Genomic DNA, 15,317 nt, shown 5'->3' on the forward strand with positions numbered 1-15,317 from the left:
GCCGATGAATCGAATATGGGGCCGCCGGGTCCGGTTTCAAGACCCCGGCGGCAGTCTTCAAGCCGGGCCGGCCGAGACCATGACCAGTGCCGGACGCAACACGCGGTCGGCGATCAGGTAGCCCTTTTGCAGCGTCTGAGCGACGGTGCCCTGAGGATGCTCCGACGGCACGTTGGAAATCGCCTGGTGGCGGTGCGGATCGAAGGCTTCGCCGGGCGCCGGAGCGATCTCGCGCATCTGGTTGCGCTCGAAGGCCGCGTTCAGTTGCCGCAAGGTGGCCTCGACACCGCCCCGCCAGTCTTCAGCGGTCTGGTTTTCCTGGGCCAGGGCGGCCTCCAGGCTGTCGCGCACGGGGATCAGGCTCTCGGCGAAGGATTCCGTGCCGAACTTGCGCGCCTTGGACACATCGTCCTGAGCGCGGCGGCGAATGTTCTCGACTTCGGCGTGTGCACGCAGCAACTGGTCGTGGTAATCGGCGACCTGCTTCTGTGCCTCGTCCAGCAGCGCGGCGAGGTCCTCGCCCGGCTGCGCGGCCGCAGGACCGGCAGCGGCATCGGCCGGCTGCTGGCCTTCGGCCTGGGGTTCGGCGCTCGGCGCGGCTTGCGGATCCAAGTCTTCCTGGGGAGCCGACATGGTGAAATCTCCAATGCTGAAATAAGGGAACGAAGAGACAAGTGGGGACGAGGCGGCGGTTCTTCAAGCCCCGGACGGCAGCGGAACGGCGCCGCGCACCGCCTGCCGGTGCGAATGCGGGCGGTACGGCGATAAATTCAGGGGTTTCTACGTCCAGCCGCCCAGATTGTCGGCGATCAACCCGGCAAAATCCCGCGCCCAGTCCGGATCGGCGTTCAGGCAGGGGATGTAGCGAAAGGCCTTCCCGCCCGCCGCCAGAAAGGCCTCGCGGCAGCCCATGTCGATCTCTTCCAGGGTTTCCAGGCAATCCGCCAGGAAGCCCGGACACATCAGATCCACCGTGCCGACACCTTCCCGCCCCCAGGCCTCCAGCGTAGGCTGGGTGTAGGGCTGCAACCAGGGCGCCGCCCCGAAGCGGCTCTGGAAGGCGACGTGCAGGCGCCCGCCGTCCTCGCCCAGGCGCTCGCGCAGGGCCCGGGCGGTCTGCTGGCAATCGCGGAAATAGGGGTCGCCCTGGCGCACCGACTGCTGCGGCAGGCCATGGAAACTGAGCAGCAGCCGGTCGGGCTTGCCGGCCCGATCCCAATGCGTGCGCACGGCACGGTGCAGCGCATCGATATAGGCGTCGGCCGTCGGGAAACGGTCCAGGAAACGCAGCGTGGGCTGATGACGCAGCCGGGCCAGATACGTGGCGACGGCATCGACCGCCGTGGCCGTGGTGCTGGCGGCGTACTGGGGGTACATCGGCACCGCCAGGATGCGGCCGCAGCCGGCCACGCGCAGCGCATCCAGCGCGTCGGACAGGGCCGGCTGGCCATAACGCATGGCCAGTTCGACACGCACGTCCAGTCCCCGATCGCCCAGGGACGCCGCCACGGCGTCCGCCAGGTCCTGGCTATGCACCAGCAGGGGCGACCCCCGATCCAGCCAGATCTGGGCGTATTTCGGCGCGATGGCCGCCGGCCGCCGCGTCAGCACGAACAGGCGCAGAATGATCTGCCACAGCGCAGCAGGCAGTTCCACCACCCGGGGGTCGGACAGGAACTCACCCAGGTAGCGGCGCACGGCCGCCGGGTTCGGCGCGTCGGGCGTGCCCAGATTGATCAGCAGGACACCCAGCGGCCCGCGGTCGGGTCCGGGCACATCCGGGTCCAGCGCCCGGGGATCGGGGGCTTCGGAAAGAAAACGGTTCATGGCTGGAAGACTTGGAATACGGAAGAAAACGGCATCAGGAGGCTGCCTGGCCGAGGGCATTGGACAGCATGCGGGCGGTGATGTCCACGATGGGGATGACCCGGTCATAGGCCATGCGTGTGGGGCCGATGACGCCCAGCGTACCGATCACCTGCCCGTCCACCCCGTAGGGTGCGGTGATGACCGAGACGTCTTCGAGCGGCACCAGGCGGGAGTCGCCGCCGATGTAGATCTGCACGCCCTGGGCGCGGCTGGAGACGTCCAGCAGATGCAGCAGGTCGGTCTTCTGCTCGAACAACTGGAACAGGCGACGCAGCCGGTCCATGTCGGCCGTCATTTCGGACACGTCCAGCAGTTTGCCCTCGCCGGAGATGACCACGGCCTCGTCGTCCGTGTCCGGCACATCCAGGCCGGCGTCCACGGCCTGCTGCATCAGACGGGAAATATCGGTACGCAGCATGGCGAGTTCGTCGGCCAGCGCCAGGCGCACCGCATGGAAGGACTTGCCGGAAAATTGCCGGTTGAAGAAATTGGAGGCCTCCAGCAGTTCGATCTCGGTGTATTCACGCGAAACGAACAGGATGCGGTTCTGTACGTCGCCGTTGGGCGTGACGATGATCAGCAGCACCCGCCGGTCCGACAGGCGGATGAATTCGATGTGGCGGAACACCTGGGTGCGCTTGGGCGTGAGCACCACACCCGCGAACTGCGACAGGTTCGACAACAGCGAAGCGGCGGCGGTCACGGCGCGCCCGGGTTCGGCCGCCGGCAGGCAGTCCGCGATCCGCAGGTCGGGGCTGAGTTCGTACGGCCGGGCGGTCAGCAGGCTGTCGACGAACATGCGGTAGCCCTGCGGTGTGGGCACGCGCCCCGCCGAGGTGTGCGGGCTGTGAATCAGGCCCAGGTCTTCGAGGTCGGCCATGACGTTGCGGATCGTGGCCGGCGACAAGTCGAAGACTTTTGACAGCGTGCGCGACCCCACGGGCTGGCCGTCCGCGATATAGCGTTCGACCAGCGCCTTCAGCAATGTCTTGGCTCGATCATCCATGTCCAGTGTCCAGCACGGGATGAAAACGACCCGCCGGCATCGGCAACTGCGTCCTCATCACCCTATAATCGGATACGCCTATTATTCCATTAATTCCGGGAGCCTCCCCGCCCATGCACTTCAAGACCGTCGCCCTGATCGGCCGCCACCAGGACAGCGGCATGGACGCGCCCCTGCGCCGTCTGGGCCAGGCCCTGTCTGCGGCGGGATGCACCATCCTGATCGAGGCCGAAACAGGCCGCAATACCGGCGTCGCCGATTTTCAACTGGCCTCGTACGAGGACATCGGCGCGCGCGCCGACCTGGCCATCATCATGGGCGGCGACGGCACCATGCTGGCGGCGGCGCGGCAACTGGCCACGTCCGACGTGGCCATGATCGGCATCAACCACGGCCGCCTGGGCTTCATCACGGACATCCCCCTGGGCAGCGCCGACGAGGCCATCACCCGCGTGCTGAACGGCGCCTTCGTCCAGGATGAACGCATGCTCCTCGAAGGCCGCGTCATGCGTGGCGACGAGACCATCTTTTCCGGCGTGGCCCTGAACGACGTGATCATCAACCGCGCCGGACGCGGCGGCATGATCGAACTGCGCGTCGAATGCAATGGCGTCTTCATGCACAGCCAGCGCGCCGATGGCCTGATCATCGCCACCCCCACGGGATCGACGGCCTACGCCCTGTCGGCCGGCGGGCCGATCCTGCACCCCCAGGTCAACGCCCTGGTGCTGGTGCCCGTCGCGCCGCAGACCCTGTCGAACCGGCCCATCACCCTGCCCGACGACAGCGTGCTGAACATCACCATCAGGGCCCTGGGCCGGGTGGAATCGGGTGCCAGCGTGCACTTCGACATGCAGGCCCTGTCCAACTGCCAGGAAGGCGACCGCATCGATGTGCGCCGCAGCCCGCACCGCGTCCGTTTCCTGCACCCCCAGGGCTACAGCTATTTCTCCACCCTGCGCAGCAAGCTGAACTGGAACCGCATGCTGCACCCCTGGGACGAACCCGATCAATAGCCTCCGCCACCACCATGCTGCGCGCGCTGCACATCCGTGACTTCGTCATCGTCGACCAGGCCGACATCGCCTTCGACACCGGCTTTACCGTGTTTTCCGGCGAGACCGGGGCCGGCAAGTCGATCCTGATCGACGCCCTGGCGCTGGCCCTGGGCGGCCGGGGCGAAGCCTCGCTGATCCGCCAGGATGCCCCGCGCGCCGACATCAGCGCTGTCTTCGACGCGCCCGAGGCGGCCGGCGACTGGCTGGCCGAACAAGCCCTCGAAGGTCCTGAACTGATTCTGCGCCGCGTCATCGACGCCCAGGGACGCAGCAAGGCCTGGATCAACGGCGTGCCGGCCACCCTGGGTCAGTTGCGCGACCTGGGCGCCCTGCTGGTGGACATCCACGGCCAGCACGCCCATCAGAGCCTGCTGCAATCCGCCAGCCAGCGTGAACTGCTGGACACCCACGGGGGGCACGCCGATCAGGCGCGCGCCCTGCTGCAGGCCTGGACCGACTGGCGCCAGGCGCAGGCGGCGCTGGACACCGCCCGCAGCGACGCGGCCGGCCAGATCGCCCTGCTTGAACGGCTGGCTGCCGACGTCGCCTGGCTGGACGACCTGGCCCCAGAGCCCGGCGAATGGCCGGACCTGTGCGCTCGTCAATCCCGCCTGGCGCACGCGCAGGCCCTGCTGGCCGGCGCCGGCCAGGCCGTCGAGGCGCTGGATGGTGAATCCGGCTCGGCGGCCCAGGCCCTGCACACCGCGATCCAGTCGCTGCAATCCCTGGTACGCCACGACCCGGGCCTGGAAGAACACTGCCAGGCCCTGGAATCGGCCCGCATCCTGTGCGCGGAAACCGTGTCCGGCCTGAACGCCTACGCCGATCGGCTGGAGCCCGACCCCGCCGCGCTGGAGCAGGCCGACGCCCGCATGGGCCGCATGTTCGAGGCCGCCCGCCGCTTCCACGTCGACCCGGAGACCCTGGCCGAACACCACGAAGCCCTGCGTACCCAGCACCGCCAGGCCGAGGCCGGCCAGGACCTGGAGGCCCTGGAACACGCCTGCCGCCAGGCCGAATCACACTACCTGGATCTGGCCCGCGCCCTGGGCACTGCCCGCCGGGCCACGGCCGTTCAGCTCGCCGCACAGGTCACGGCCGCCATGCAGACCCTGTCCATGGACGGCGGCGTCTTCGACATCACGCTCACGGACTGCAAGCCCTCCGCGCACGGTCTGGAAACGGTGGAATTCCTGGTCGCCGGCCACGCCGGCGTCCCGCCCCGGCCACTGGCTCGCGTGGCCTCCGGCGGCGAACTGGCGCGCATTTCCCTGGCCCTGTCGGTGATCGCCAGCCAGGCGGCCCGGGTGCCGACCCTGATTTTCGATGAAGTGGATGCCGGCATCGGCGGCGCCGTGGCCGAGGTCGTCGGCCGTCTGCTGCGCGAACTGGGCGCGCGCCATCAGGTTCTGTGCGTCACCCACCTGCCCCAGGTCGCGGCCTGCGCCGCCCGGCATTTCCAGGTCAGCAAGACCACCCGTGCGGGCCGGACCCTGTCGGCCATCCAGCCGCTGGACGTCCAATCCCGCACCGAAGAAATCGCCCGCATGCTGGGCGGGCTGAAGATGACGGACGCCACGCGCACGCACGCCCGCGAGATGCTGACATCGGGACAGGCGGGCTAAAGCCCGCCCAAGCCCTGCGCCGGCCTGGCGTCGGTGCGATCAGGCCTTTTTAGCGGCGGAACACTTCGGGCAGATGCCGTAGAGCATCATGTTGTGGCTTTCGAGGGTGAAGCCGTGCTCCTTGGCGATCCGATGCTGACGTTTTTCGATTTCCACGTCCGAAAATTCCTCGACCAGACCGCAGTTGGTGCAAATCAGGTGGTCGTGGTGGTCGCCGTCGTTCAGCTCGAACACGGCCTTGCCGCCGTCGAACTGGCTGCGCAACAGAATGCCGGCCTGTTCGAACTGGGTCAGTACGCGATACACAGTGGCCAGGCCGATGTCCACGTCCTCGGCGATCAAGGCGCGATAGACGTCTTCGGCACTGTGGTGGCGGGTTTCCGCCTTGCGGAATACATCGAGGATCTTCAGGCGCGGAAACGTCGCCTTCAGGCCCATGTTCTTGAGTTCAATCTGATCGTTCATGGTTGAAGTATCCCGGGGAACGCGACGAAAGGCAAGCGGGCCTGAAACCCCCCGCATTCAGCCGCAGACATGCGCAATTCCGAATTCCCTTTATGATAGCGGTTTTAGCGGTCGCCGATGCGCGGCCCTTGCATCCACCACGGGGACTTTCGTGCACATCGTATCCAGCGCTCACTCCCATCGGCTGACCTTATGCCTGGCCGCCAGCGTCATGGCGCTGGGTCTCGCGGGCTGCGGCTCGACCAACTGGGGCTTCCCCTACCGGGCCACCATCCAGCAGGGCAACTGGATCACCACAGAACAGGTCGCCAAGCTCGAAACCGGCATGACCCGCGACCAGGTCCGCTTCATCCTGGGCACCCCGACGCTGCAGGACATTTTCCACGCCGAGCGCTGGGACTATCCCTATTACAACCAGCCCGGCTACGGCAAGGATGAATTGCGCAAGTTCACCGTCTGGTTCGAAAACGACCAGTTGACGCGCTGGACGGGCGACGAACAGCCCGACCGCCAGCCCTTCCAGAAGGCCGACAGCGGCAAGGAAGCCATCCAGTCCGCCGACACCGCACGCGCCGCGCAACAGGCGGCCTCTCCGGGCCTGGATTCGTCCGCCTCGCCCAGCGGCCAGAGCGTCGTGCCGCAGGCCACCATCGAAACCGCCCCCATCGGCACGCCCCAAAAGGAGGGTCAGGAATAATGCGTATCGCCATTGCAGGCGCCTCGGGCCGCATGGGACACATGCTGATCCAGGCCGTCCTGGAATCCCAGGACCTCACCCTGGCCGTCGCGCTGGACCGCACCGGCCACGACGCCATCGGCCAGGACGCCGGCGCATTCCTGGGTACCGACACTGGCGTGCACATTACCGACGACCTGGATGCCCTGGCAGGCGCCGATTGCCTGATCGACTTCACCCGTCCTGAAGGCACCCTGACCCATCTGGACGCCTGCGTCGCGCACGGCGTCAAATGCGTCATCGGCACCACCGGCTTTGACGCCGAGGGCAAGCAGGCCATCCGCGCCGCCGCCCAGAAAACCGCCATCGTCTTCGCTCCCAACATGAGCGTGGGCGTCAACGCCACGCTGAAACTGCTGGACATGGCCGCCCGGCTGCTGAACAGCGGCTACGACGTCGAAGTCTTCGAGGCCCACCACCGCAACAAGGTCGACGCTCCTTCCGGCACGGCCCTGGCCATGGGCGAGACCGTGGCACGCGCCTGGGGCAAGCCGCTGGACGACATCGCCGACTGGGCGCGCCACGGCGAAACCGGTGCGCGCGAAACCGGCCATATCGGCTTTTCCGTGCTGCGCGGCGGCGACATCGTCGGCGACCACACCGTGTATTTCTGCGGCACCGGCGAGCGCATCGAAATCAGCCACCGCTCCAGCAGCCGCGTCTCCTACGCCCAGGGCAGCCTGCGCGCCGCGCGCTATCTCGCGCGTCGCGAATTCGGTCTGTTCGACATGCAGGACGTGCTGGCGAGCTGAGGTTGCTCCGTTACGATCGATTGGAAGATGAAGGGCCTTCGTTCATGCGAAGGCCCTTTGTTTTCAGGACGATGGTCAGTCCAGAACCACCGGTTCCTGCTCCAACTCGACCCCGAAGCGCGCCTGCACATCGGCGCGCACGGCCTGCGCCAGCGCCAGCACGTCCGCTGCCTGCGCGCCGCCGTGGTTCACCAGCACCAGCGCCTGACGCGCGTGCATGCCCACCGGCCCCAGGCGTCGCCCCTTCCAGCCCGCCTGCTCGATCAGCCAGCCCGCCGCCAGCTTGACCCGGCCATCGGCTTGGAGATACGTCCGCAGATCGGGGAACCGCTGTTTAAGCCCCGCCGCCTGATCGGCGCCGATGACGGGGTTCTTGAAGAAACTGCCCGCATTGCCCAGCACCGCCGGATCGGGCAGCTTGCGGCGGCGAATATCGCAGACGGCGTCGAAAATCTGTCGCGGCGTGGGTCGCAGTGACCCGCTTTCGGAGCCGGGCGCCCCGCCCTCGCTCCGCAGCCCGGGATGGTCGCGCAGATCCGGGTAATCCAGGCGCGACGCCCAGGCCTTGGGCAGCGCGAAACGCACCCGCACGATCAGCCAGCGCCCCGCTCCGTCGCGTTTGAATACGCTGTCGCGGTAGGAGAAGCCGCATTCGTCTGGACGCAAGGTGCGCTCCCGGCCCGACCGCAGATCCCAGGCCACCACCGAATGCAAGCGCTGGTCCAGTTCCAGCCCATAGGCGCCGATGTTCTGCACCGGCGCCGCCCCCACCGTCCCCGGTATCAGGGCCAGGTTCTCCAGCCCCGGCCAGCCCTGGGCCAGGCAATGATCCACGAAGCCGTGCCAGGGCTCCCCCGCTGCAGCCTCGACGACCCAGTGGCTGGCGGTTTCATCCCGCAAACGGATGCCGCGCAGCGCCACGCGCAGGATGCGATGACGCGGCCGGGCCTCGATCACCAGATTGCTGCCGCCGCCGAGGATGAACAGCGGGTCATCGGCTTCCTGACCATTCCGGCCTGCCGCCAGGGCCGCACACAGGGCCGGGATGACGGATTCATCGTCCAGCACCGCCACGGCCGCCCGGGCCGGCAGGCCCAGGGTATTGCGGGCTTGCAGGTCCTGATCGGAAAAAACGAGGGACTGAGTGGACATGGAAACAGAAGATCGCACGAGAAGGCGTAAGCATACCGCGCGGGGTTCTGACAGGCCTTCGGCAGACGCGCAGGCCGGACCGGCCAGGCCGATATCTGGCTCGGTATTCAGCCGCGCGCAGTCGATTTGACAGGCCCTGATATCGTGCTTTATAGTTCTGCCTCTTGCTTGATTGCGTATCGGCAACGGCGCCCCCAGGGCACTGAAGCCCCGTCTGAAAGATCTCACGATTTGACAGGCCGAAAAATACACCATACAATGCAGGGCTTAGCTAGATAGCTAAGAAACGCGGGAATAGCTCAGTTGGTAGAGCGCAACCTTGCCAAGGTTGAGGTCGCGAGTTCGAGACTCGTTTCCCGCTCCAGATTCAAAAAAGGCCCAAACTTCGGTTTGGGCCTTTTTGCATTTGGCGGCGATCTACTTTCAGGCGTGACGGTCACACGACCGATCCCGATCATGTCGCCTTTGGCAAGCGTCTCCATGCGAGCAACCGTCGTGCGGGAGACCCCGGCGCATTGGGCCAGAGTTTCCTGGCTCAACCCAAGGCCACCGGAATGGCGGCCACGCTCAAAGGCTAAAATCCCGGCATGGACATCTTATTCACCCTGCTGGCCCTCATCGTGGCCTGGCGACTGCTGTGCCTGCGCTACCAGCGCACCCATATCGCACTGCTGGGACGCCACCTGGCCGACCTGCAGCTCGAACGTCACATGGAAACACTGACAGAAGGCTACACCCGCGCCATTCACGAAAAAGACGCAAACCGCCAGCTTCAGGTGCTGGATACGTTCGCCCAGACAGAACGCAGTGTGGCGGCGCAGAGCCGCACCCTGGCGGACGCCCTGCAAAGGGAAGACGCGCAAGCCACTCGCATGGGGACGCTGCCGTTCTGCGTACCGTACATCGAGCGCTGGCTGCCCGCCTCGACGCGGGATTTCCGCGCGCTGCTGCACGTCCACGCAGCCGGGCTGCGCTACGTCGTGGACAATGAGGGCCGCTGGGACCCGAAGGATCGCGCCTACCACCTGTCTGCAGAACTCTATCTGTTCCAGCACAGTTGCCATTGGTTCTGCAAATCCCGCGCCGTGGCCGATGCGAGATTGACGCTGCGGCATCAGGTCCAGCATCAGAAAGTGCTGGAATCGGTCTCCTCGGTGACTCGCGCCGCCTACCTGAAATGGCTGCAGGACGGCGGGCGGGCTCGCTGATCAGCGCAGCGTGGCCACCTGGATCGGCCTTGCCCCGCAGCTCCGCACCAGTTCATCGTCATAGCTGGCGAACAGCACCACCCGGTCCCGCCCCCACTGCCTGAACTGCTCGGCCAGCGCAATGCGAGCCTGCGTATCCAGACCATTGCTGGGGCCATCCGCCACGATGACGGCAGGATCGCCCAGCAAGGCGGCGCTCAGATAGACCTTGCGACGCGTGCCCGTGGACATCTGCTCGAAGCGCTTGTCCAGATGCGGACTCAAGCCCAGACGTTCGGCCAGATCGAATACCGCATCGTCCAGAGACGTCTGCTTTTCCGCCGCCACCCGCTCCAGCAATTCTCGCCCCGTCAGGGTCGGAAACGCCAGGCAGTCATCGGGCACGTAGGCCAGACGCGCCTTGGCCAGCAAAGGTTCGCGAGTCATCGAATGCCCGTCGATCCAGACCTCGCCGTCATCCGGCGCGATCACGCCCGCGATGAGACTCAGCAGGCTGGATTTGCCGGTGCTGTCTTCTTCACACAGCGCCACGCACCCGGGGCCGAAGGTCTGGTTCAGCCCCTGGAAGACGAGGTAATCGCCGTAGCGCTTGGTGAGATTGTCGAGTCGCAGCATGCCGGGCAGTGTAGCAGCGGCGCGCACACCTCCAGCAGGAAATCCAGGAGCGCCCGGATTCGAGGCGACAGCAGGCGACGGCTTGGGTAGATGGCGGTCAAGCGCGCACTGGACCTGCTAAGACGGATGTGCGGCAAGACCTGGACGAGCCGGCCGTCGGCCAGAGGCTCGGCGCAATATTGGTGCGGCAGGATCGACAGGCCGCCGCCGGCCATGACCATACGGCGCACGACCAACGGGTCGTTGACCCGTGTGATCCCCCGGGACAGGTCCAGATTCGCCGCCTCGCCCTGGATGTCGACCGGCATGCGCCGCAGCGCATAGCGCGTCTCGCAGACCTGGATCTGCGCGCGCACGGCGTCCAGCGTCTCGCCCGGCCGGTGACAGGCCAGCCATCGCGGGCTGGCCACCCAGATCAGGTCGCCCTCGATCAGGGTGCGCGAGACGAGCTCACTATCTTCCAGCGGCCCCACCACCACAGCCAAATCGACCCGGTCGCGCACCAGGGCCGCGCCCTGGCTGCTGACCAGGATGTCCAGTTCCAGGCCGGGATGGCGGGCGCGGAATTCGGGCAGGCGCGGCGCCACGATATCCAGGCTGAATGCCGGCGGCAGTGCCACCGACACCCGGCCCGTCGGTGCCGACCCCAGACCTGCCATCAGATCGTCTGCCTCCCGCGCCTGTTCCAGGATCAGCAACGCCTGGCGATGGAAGGCCTCGCCTTCGGCGGTGACGCGCAGGCTGCGCGAAGACCGGTCGATCAGGCGCAGACCCAGCGCCCGCTCCAGCCGGGCCAGGGCCGCACTGACCGTCGATTTCGGCATGCCGAGTTCCCGGGCGGCGGCCGAGACCCCATCCTGCTGGATGATGGCCACGAACACGGGCAGGTCGTCGAGGCTCCATTTCATGATCGTTCAATACGCAAGTGTCATCAGAATCACGGATCGCCTGTCGTTCATAAATCTGAACGAATCATTCAAATTTACACTATTGTCCAAAAAATATCATACCTATAACATGACCAACTGAAATATGACCACCTGAAATCTTCATCCGACAAGGACACGCACATGGCTCGCATCGTCGGCGGCATCGGCGCCTCGCACTCTCCCACCATCGGCTACGCCAAGGACACCGGCAAGCAGGACAGCCCGGCATGGAAACCGATCTTCGAAGGTTTCGATCGCATCCGCGCCTGGGTCAAGGATCAGCGGATCGACGTGCTGTTCATGATCTACAACGACCACGTCACCTCCTTTTTCTTCGACCATTACTCGGCCTTCGCACTGGGCATCGACGATCATTACGCGGCCGCAGACGAAGGCGGCGGCCCCCGTGACGTGGCGCCCGCGCGCGGCCATCTGGGCCTGTCGCAGCACATCGCCCAGTCGCTGGTGGCCGACGAGTTCGATCTGTCGGTCTTCCAGGGCAAACCCGTCGACCACGGCATCCTGTCGCCGCTGTCCATGCTGGGCGATGCGCAGGGCCCCTGGACCGGCCAGGTGGTGCCGCTGCAGGTGGGCGTATTGCAATTCCCCATCCCCAGCGCCAAACGCATGTGGAAGCTCGGCAAGTCACTGCGCCAGGCGATCGAAAGCTACCCCGAGAACCTGAATGTGGCCATCATGGCCACCGGCGGCCTGTCACACCAGGTGCACGGTGAACGCGCCGGCTTCATCAACGAAGCCTGGGACGATGAATTCCTGGACCTGTTGGAAAAGACGCCCGAAAAGCTCGTGAACATGCGCATCGCGGAATTCGCGGCCAAGGGCGGCATGGAAGGCGCCGAGGTCGTCATGTGGCTGATCATGCGCGGCGCCCTGTCCGACCAGGTGCGGCTGGTGCACAAGCAGACCTACGCCCCCTCGGTCACCAACATCGCCACGCTGATCTTCGAGGATCTGGGCGGCGCCCCTGATCCGGCTGCCATCGAGGCCCACCGCCGGCACATCGGCCATGAACTCGAAGGCGCAGGCGACATTCCCGGCTCCTACCCCTTCACCCACGCGCGCAGCCAGGCCAATCTGCGCATCAACCGCTTCCTGCACGATCTCATCGAGCCCAGCCACCGCGCGCGCTTCATGACCGATTTCGAGGCCCTGGCGGATGAACACGGACTGTCCGATGAGGAAAAAAACCTGATCCGCGACCGGAAATGGATCGACATGGTGCGCCGGGGCGTGAGCTTCTTCGTGCTGGAAAAAACGGCCGCCGTGCTGGGCGTGTCCAACCCCGAGGTCTACGCGGCCTTCCGCGGTGAGACGCTGGAACAGTTCCTGGCAACGCGCAAGGTGCCGATCACGTATTCAGTGGCGGGGGGTGAGCAGGCGCGGAAAATGGACGGAACCTGAGCCTGAGCCTGAGCCTGGGCCCGCCGCACCGGACACAAGTCCGAACCTCCGTTACATGACGCCTGCAAGCGTAGCCGCTTCCGTGTGATTTTGTCAGCAGCGCCTACAGCCGCTTCCGCCATCAAAGCCTGCCCGACCGGACCCGCAACAGGGACGCGCGGGGCCGATCATGCCGGGCACACGCCCCGCCCCGCTGTCGGACCCGCTTACAGTGCCGCCCGAAAGACCTTGATAAGGTGACTGGAGACCATTTTTTCAGGAGGCACTCATGTCAAAGACGATACTTGCATTCCTTGCCATCTTCGCAGGCAGTTGCGTGCTGGCTGCGTGCTCGACGCCCTCGACCGTCACCACACGCGACGGCCGGACCGAGTACTCCGCCGATGCGCCGGTCACCGACACGGACGACGGCTTCGTCACCTACCAAAAGGGCGGCCGTGACGTCAAGGTCAACAAGTCCGAGGTCGAGCGGATCGAAGAAGTGGAATAGCGCCCGGATTCAGACGCAGCACCTGATCATCACGATCCCGTGCGGGATCGTGATGATCCGCTTGTCGGCCGGCCGTCCTTATTTCGCGGGCGGCGTCAGGGCCACGGCGGCCTCGGGCGACAGCAGCCGGAACGTGAAGCTTTCCTGCAGATACAGGCGCACGGCGCTGTCCGTGTGCGACTGGTAGCCGATCGAAATGTCCTGGCCAAGGTGCAGGGAAAAGTCCCCGCCGCGGGTGCTGAGCAGCACGCCGCCTTCGATGCCCGGAGCCCAGACGATGTCACCGTCCAGCAGCGGCCGGATGTGCTTGAGCAGCGGATAGCCCTCGTCGCTGGCCCCGCTGACGGCGGCGTAGGCCTTCTCGCCCAGAACCAGGATGTACGGACCGTTGACGCCTGCCAGGCGCAATTGGCTCAGGGCCTGCGCCACGACGGCGGGATAGCGCTTGATGTCGGCCGGCAGCTTCGCCGCCGGGTTGTCGGCGCCCGGCCGGATGCCCTGGATGCCCGCCGCCGCGTAGCCGTCGAACACGGCCCGGTCTTCCGCATAGGCGATCTTGCGCGCGGCGTCCTTGAGCGGCTGCAGGTCGGGATCGTCGGAACCGCGCTCGACGCTGTCGAGCGTATGACGCGACAGTTCGAACGGCACGCGCAGTTCCACCAGGGACTGGACCTGGTGCTGCTCGGCCAGGACGCCCGTGTCCGGCGCCTTGATGGCCTTGAGATGGCCAGTGCCGACGGCGGCCAGGGCGGCTCCCTGGGGATCGGCGACGTCCACGACGCGGCGCGCGGCAAGGTAGCGCTTGAGCGTCCGGGAGGCCTCGTCTTCGATCTGGGCCCACGCTGCGCCCGAGATCGGGGCCAGTTCACGATGCAGGTTATTCATGCGGGGATTCTCCTTTGAGTGAGCCGATGCCCAGCGTGCCGTCGGGCGCGCCGGCGCCCGGCGAGGATTCATCGGGGGTTTGCGGCGCCCCGAAATCGGGCGCGTCTTCAAGGAAGCCGACCGAAGGCACGAAAAACAGCGAGCCCGTGACGGCGCGGCTGAAATCCAGCAGCCGGTCGTAGTTGCCCGGCGGGCGTCCGACGAACATGTTTTCCAGCATCTGCTCGATGCGGTTCGGGGATCTGGCATAGCCGATGAAATAGGTGCCGAATTCGCCCTTGCCCACGTCGCCGAACGGCATGTTGCCGCGCACGATGTCCAGTTCCTCGCCGTCGTCTTCGATCACGGTCAGCGCATTGTGGGCCCAACTGGGTTTCACGTCATCGGCCAGTTCGATGTTGGTCTGCTTGGTGCGGCCGATGATTTTTTCCTGCATTTCCACCGGCAGCGCATTCCAGCCGGCCAGATCATGCAGATATTTCTGCACGATCACGTAGCTGCCGCCGGCGAAATCGCCATCCTCGTCACCGATGACCGTGGCCGCGACCGCATCGCCGCCAACGGGGTTCTCTGAGCCGTCGACGAAACCGACCAGATTGCGGGCATCGAAATATTTGAAGCCGTGAACCTCGTCCACGGCGGTGACCGCCTGGTCCAGCCGCGTCGTCACCTGTGTGGCGAGCTCGAAGCACAGGTCCATGCGCGCGGCGCGGATGTGCAGCAGGATGTCGCCCGGCGTGGCAACGGCATGGTGTATGCCCTGGATTTCCTTGAAGGGATGCAGGTCTTTGGGCCGGGGTGAACCGAACAGACGATCCCAGGCGTCGGAACCAAAACCCATGATGCAGGACAGACGGCCGTCGAGATCGCGAAACCCGATCGAGCGCACCAGCGCGGACAAGTCCGCACACAACGCGCGTACGGCATTCAGGGGTTCGGCCCCCGGATTGATGGTCAGAACCAGGAACATGGCCGCCGGCGTGAGCGACGTGTCGACAGGCTGATGCGTCACGGAAGACAACTCTTTCTCCTTGCCGGGTCGGGGAACCCAGGTGATTGGCCCAGTGTACCTTGCGAACCGGGCTCGGCCCATAGACCGGGCCCG

General features: G+C 66.1%; 16 protein-coding genes and 1 tRNA gene. 8 read left to right on the forward strand and 9 right to left on the reverse strand.

The features are described from left to right. Positions 1 to 57: 57 nt before the first annotated feature. The 3 genes from grpE to hrcA form a co-directional block, all read right to left on the reverse strand. Positions 58 to 633: a nucleotide exchange factor GrpE gene (gene grpE / locus WA983_RS05250; RefSeq protein WP_424250883.1), complete on the reverse strand. Its 576-nt coding sequence runs from the start codon at positions 631 to 633 to the stop codon at positions 58 to 60. Positions 634 to 780: 147 nt separating this feature from the next. Then, positions 781 to 1,827, reverse strand: coding sequence for a ferrochelatase (gene hemH, locus WA983_RS05255; RefSeq protein ID WP_424250881.1), 1,047 nt, complete (start codon positions 1,825 to 1,827; stop codon positions 781 to 783). A 34-nt stretch (positions 1,828 to 1,861) separates the two neighbouring features. After that, positions 1,862 to 2,875 carry a heat-inducible transcriptional repressor HrcA gene (gene hrcA, locus WA983_RS05260; RefSeq protein WP_424250879.1) on the reverse strand — a complete coding sequence of 338 codons (1,014 nt, stop codon included), beginning with the start codon at positions 2,873 to 2,875 and terminating at the stop codon, positions 1,862 to 1,864. A 113-nt stretch (positions 2,876 to 2,988) separates the two neighbouring features. Here hrcA and WA983_RS05265 point away from each other — a divergent pair, with 113 nt between their 5' ends. Further along, a complete protein-coding gene (locus WA983_RS05265; protein WP_424250877.1) occupies positions 2,989 to 3,891 on the forward strand; it encodes an NAD kinase in 903 nt (300 codons plus the stop codon). 14 nt (positions 3,892 to 3,905) lie between these two features. After that, complete coding sequence (gene recN, locus WA983_RS05270; protein WP_424250875.1) at positions 3,906 to 5,558, forward strand: DNA repair protein RecN; 1,653 nt, start codon at positions 3,906 to 3,908, stop codon at positions 5,556 to 5,558. A gap of 39 nt (positions 5,559 to 5,597) precedes the next feature. Here the strand turns inward: recN and fur are convergent, their stop codons facing one another. Continuing rightward, positions 5,598 to 6,023, reverse strand: a complete 426-nt coding sequence (gene fur / locus WA983_RS05275) for a ferric iron uptake transcriptional regulator (RefSeq protein WP_424250873.1) — start codon at positions 6,021 to 6,023, stop codon at positions 5,598 to 5,600. A gap of 211 nt (positions 6,024 to 6,234) precedes the next feature. Between fur and WA983_RS05280 the strand changes: the two genes are divergently transcribed. Together WA983_RS05280 and dapB are read left to right on the forward strand one after the other, a co-directional pair. Then, positions 6,235 to 6,720, forward strand: coding sequence for an outer membrane protein assembly factor BamE (locus tag WA983_RS05280; protein ID WP_424250889.1), 486 nt, complete (start codon positions 6,235 to 6,237; stop codon positions 6,718 to 6,720). After that, a complete protein-coding gene (gene dapB / locus WA983_RS05285; RefSeq protein WP_424250870.1) occupies positions 6,720 to 7,511 on the forward strand; it encodes a 4-hydroxy-tetrahydrodipicolinate reductase in 792 nt (263 codons plus the stop codon). Before WA983_RS05280 ends, dapB begins: the two co-directional genes overlap by 1 nt. A 75-nt stretch (positions 7,512 to 7,586) precedes the next feature. Here dapB and murB read toward each other — a convergent pair whose 3' ends face one another. Then, complete coding sequence (murB, locus tag WA983_RS05290) at positions 7,587 to 8,663, reverse strand: UDP-N-acetylmuramate dehydrogenase (RefSeq protein WP_424311703.1); 1,077 nt, start codon at positions 8,661 to 8,663, stop codon at positions 7,587 to 7,589. 288 nt (positions 8,664 to 8,951) lie between these two features. Between murB and WA983_RS05295 the strand changes: the two genes are divergently transcribed. Beyond that, positions 8,952 to 9,027 (forward strand) — tRNA-Gly (locus WA983_RS05295). Between the two features lie 223 nt (positions 9,028 to 9,250). After that, positions 9,251 to 9,871: a hypothetical protein gene (locus WA983_RS05300; RefSeq protein ID WP_424250866.1), complete on the forward strand. Its 621-nt coding sequence runs from the start codon at positions 9,251 to 9,253 to the stop codon at positions 9,869 to 9,871. Here the strand turns inward: WA983_RS05300 and WA983_RS05305 are convergent, their stop codons facing one another. Then, on the reverse strand, positions 9,872 to 10,486 hold the full coding sequence (locus tag WA983_RS05305) for an ABC transporter ATP-binding protein (RefSeq protein WP_424250864.1): 615 nt from the start codon (positions 10,484 to 10,486) through the stop codon (positions 9,872 to 9,874). Then, on the reverse strand, positions 10,426 to 11,394 hold the full coding sequence (locus WA983_RS05310) for a LysR family transcriptional regulator (protein WP_424250861.1): 969 nt from the start codon (positions 11,392 to 11,394) through the stop codon (positions 10,426 to 10,428). Before WA983_RS05310 ends, WA983_RS05305 begins: the two co-directional genes overlap by 61 nt. Before the next feature lie 162 nt (positions 11,395 to 11,556). Here WA983_RS05310 and WA983_RS05315 point away from each other — a divergent pair, with 162 nt between their 5' ends. After that, positions 11,557 to 12,837 carry a gallate dioxygenase gene (locus tag WA983_RS05315; RefSeq protein WP_424250859.1) on the forward strand — a complete coding sequence of 427 codons (1,281 nt, stop codon included), beginning with the start codon at positions 11,557 to 11,559 and terminating at the stop codon, positions 12,835 to 12,837. Between the two features lie 268 nt (positions 12,838 to 13,105). Beyond that, entirely contained in the window at positions 13,106 to 13,327 is a 222-nt protein-coding gene (locus tag WA983_RS05320) for a YgdI/YgdR family lipoprotein (RefSeq protein WP_424250857.1), read from the forward strand. Positions 13,328 to 13,405: 78 nt separating this feature from the next. Here WA983_RS05320 and WA983_RS05325 read toward each other — a convergent pair whose 3' ends face one another. Together WA983_RS05325 and WA983_RS05330 are read right to left on the reverse strand one after the other, a co-directional pair. Further along, positions 13,406 to 14,212, reverse strand: a complete 807-nt coding sequence (locus WA983_RS05325) for a family 1 encapsulin nanocompartment shell protein (protein WP_424250855.1) — start codon at positions 14,210 to 14,212, stop codon at positions 13,406 to 13,408. After that, positions 14,205 to 15,224, reverse strand: a complete 1,020-nt coding sequence (locus WA983_RS05330; protein WP_424250852.1) for a Dyp-type peroxidase — start codon at positions 15,222 to 15,224, stop codon at positions 14,205 to 14,207. Before WA983_RS05330 ends, WA983_RS05325 begins: the two co-directional genes overlap by 8 nt. Positions 15,225 to 15,317 lie beyond the last annotated feature (93 nt).

It is taken from the genome of Castellaniella sp. (assembly GCF_049650445.1).
GTDB lineage: Bacteria > Pseudomonadota > Gammaproteobacteria > Burkholderiales > Burkholderiaceae_B > Castellaniella.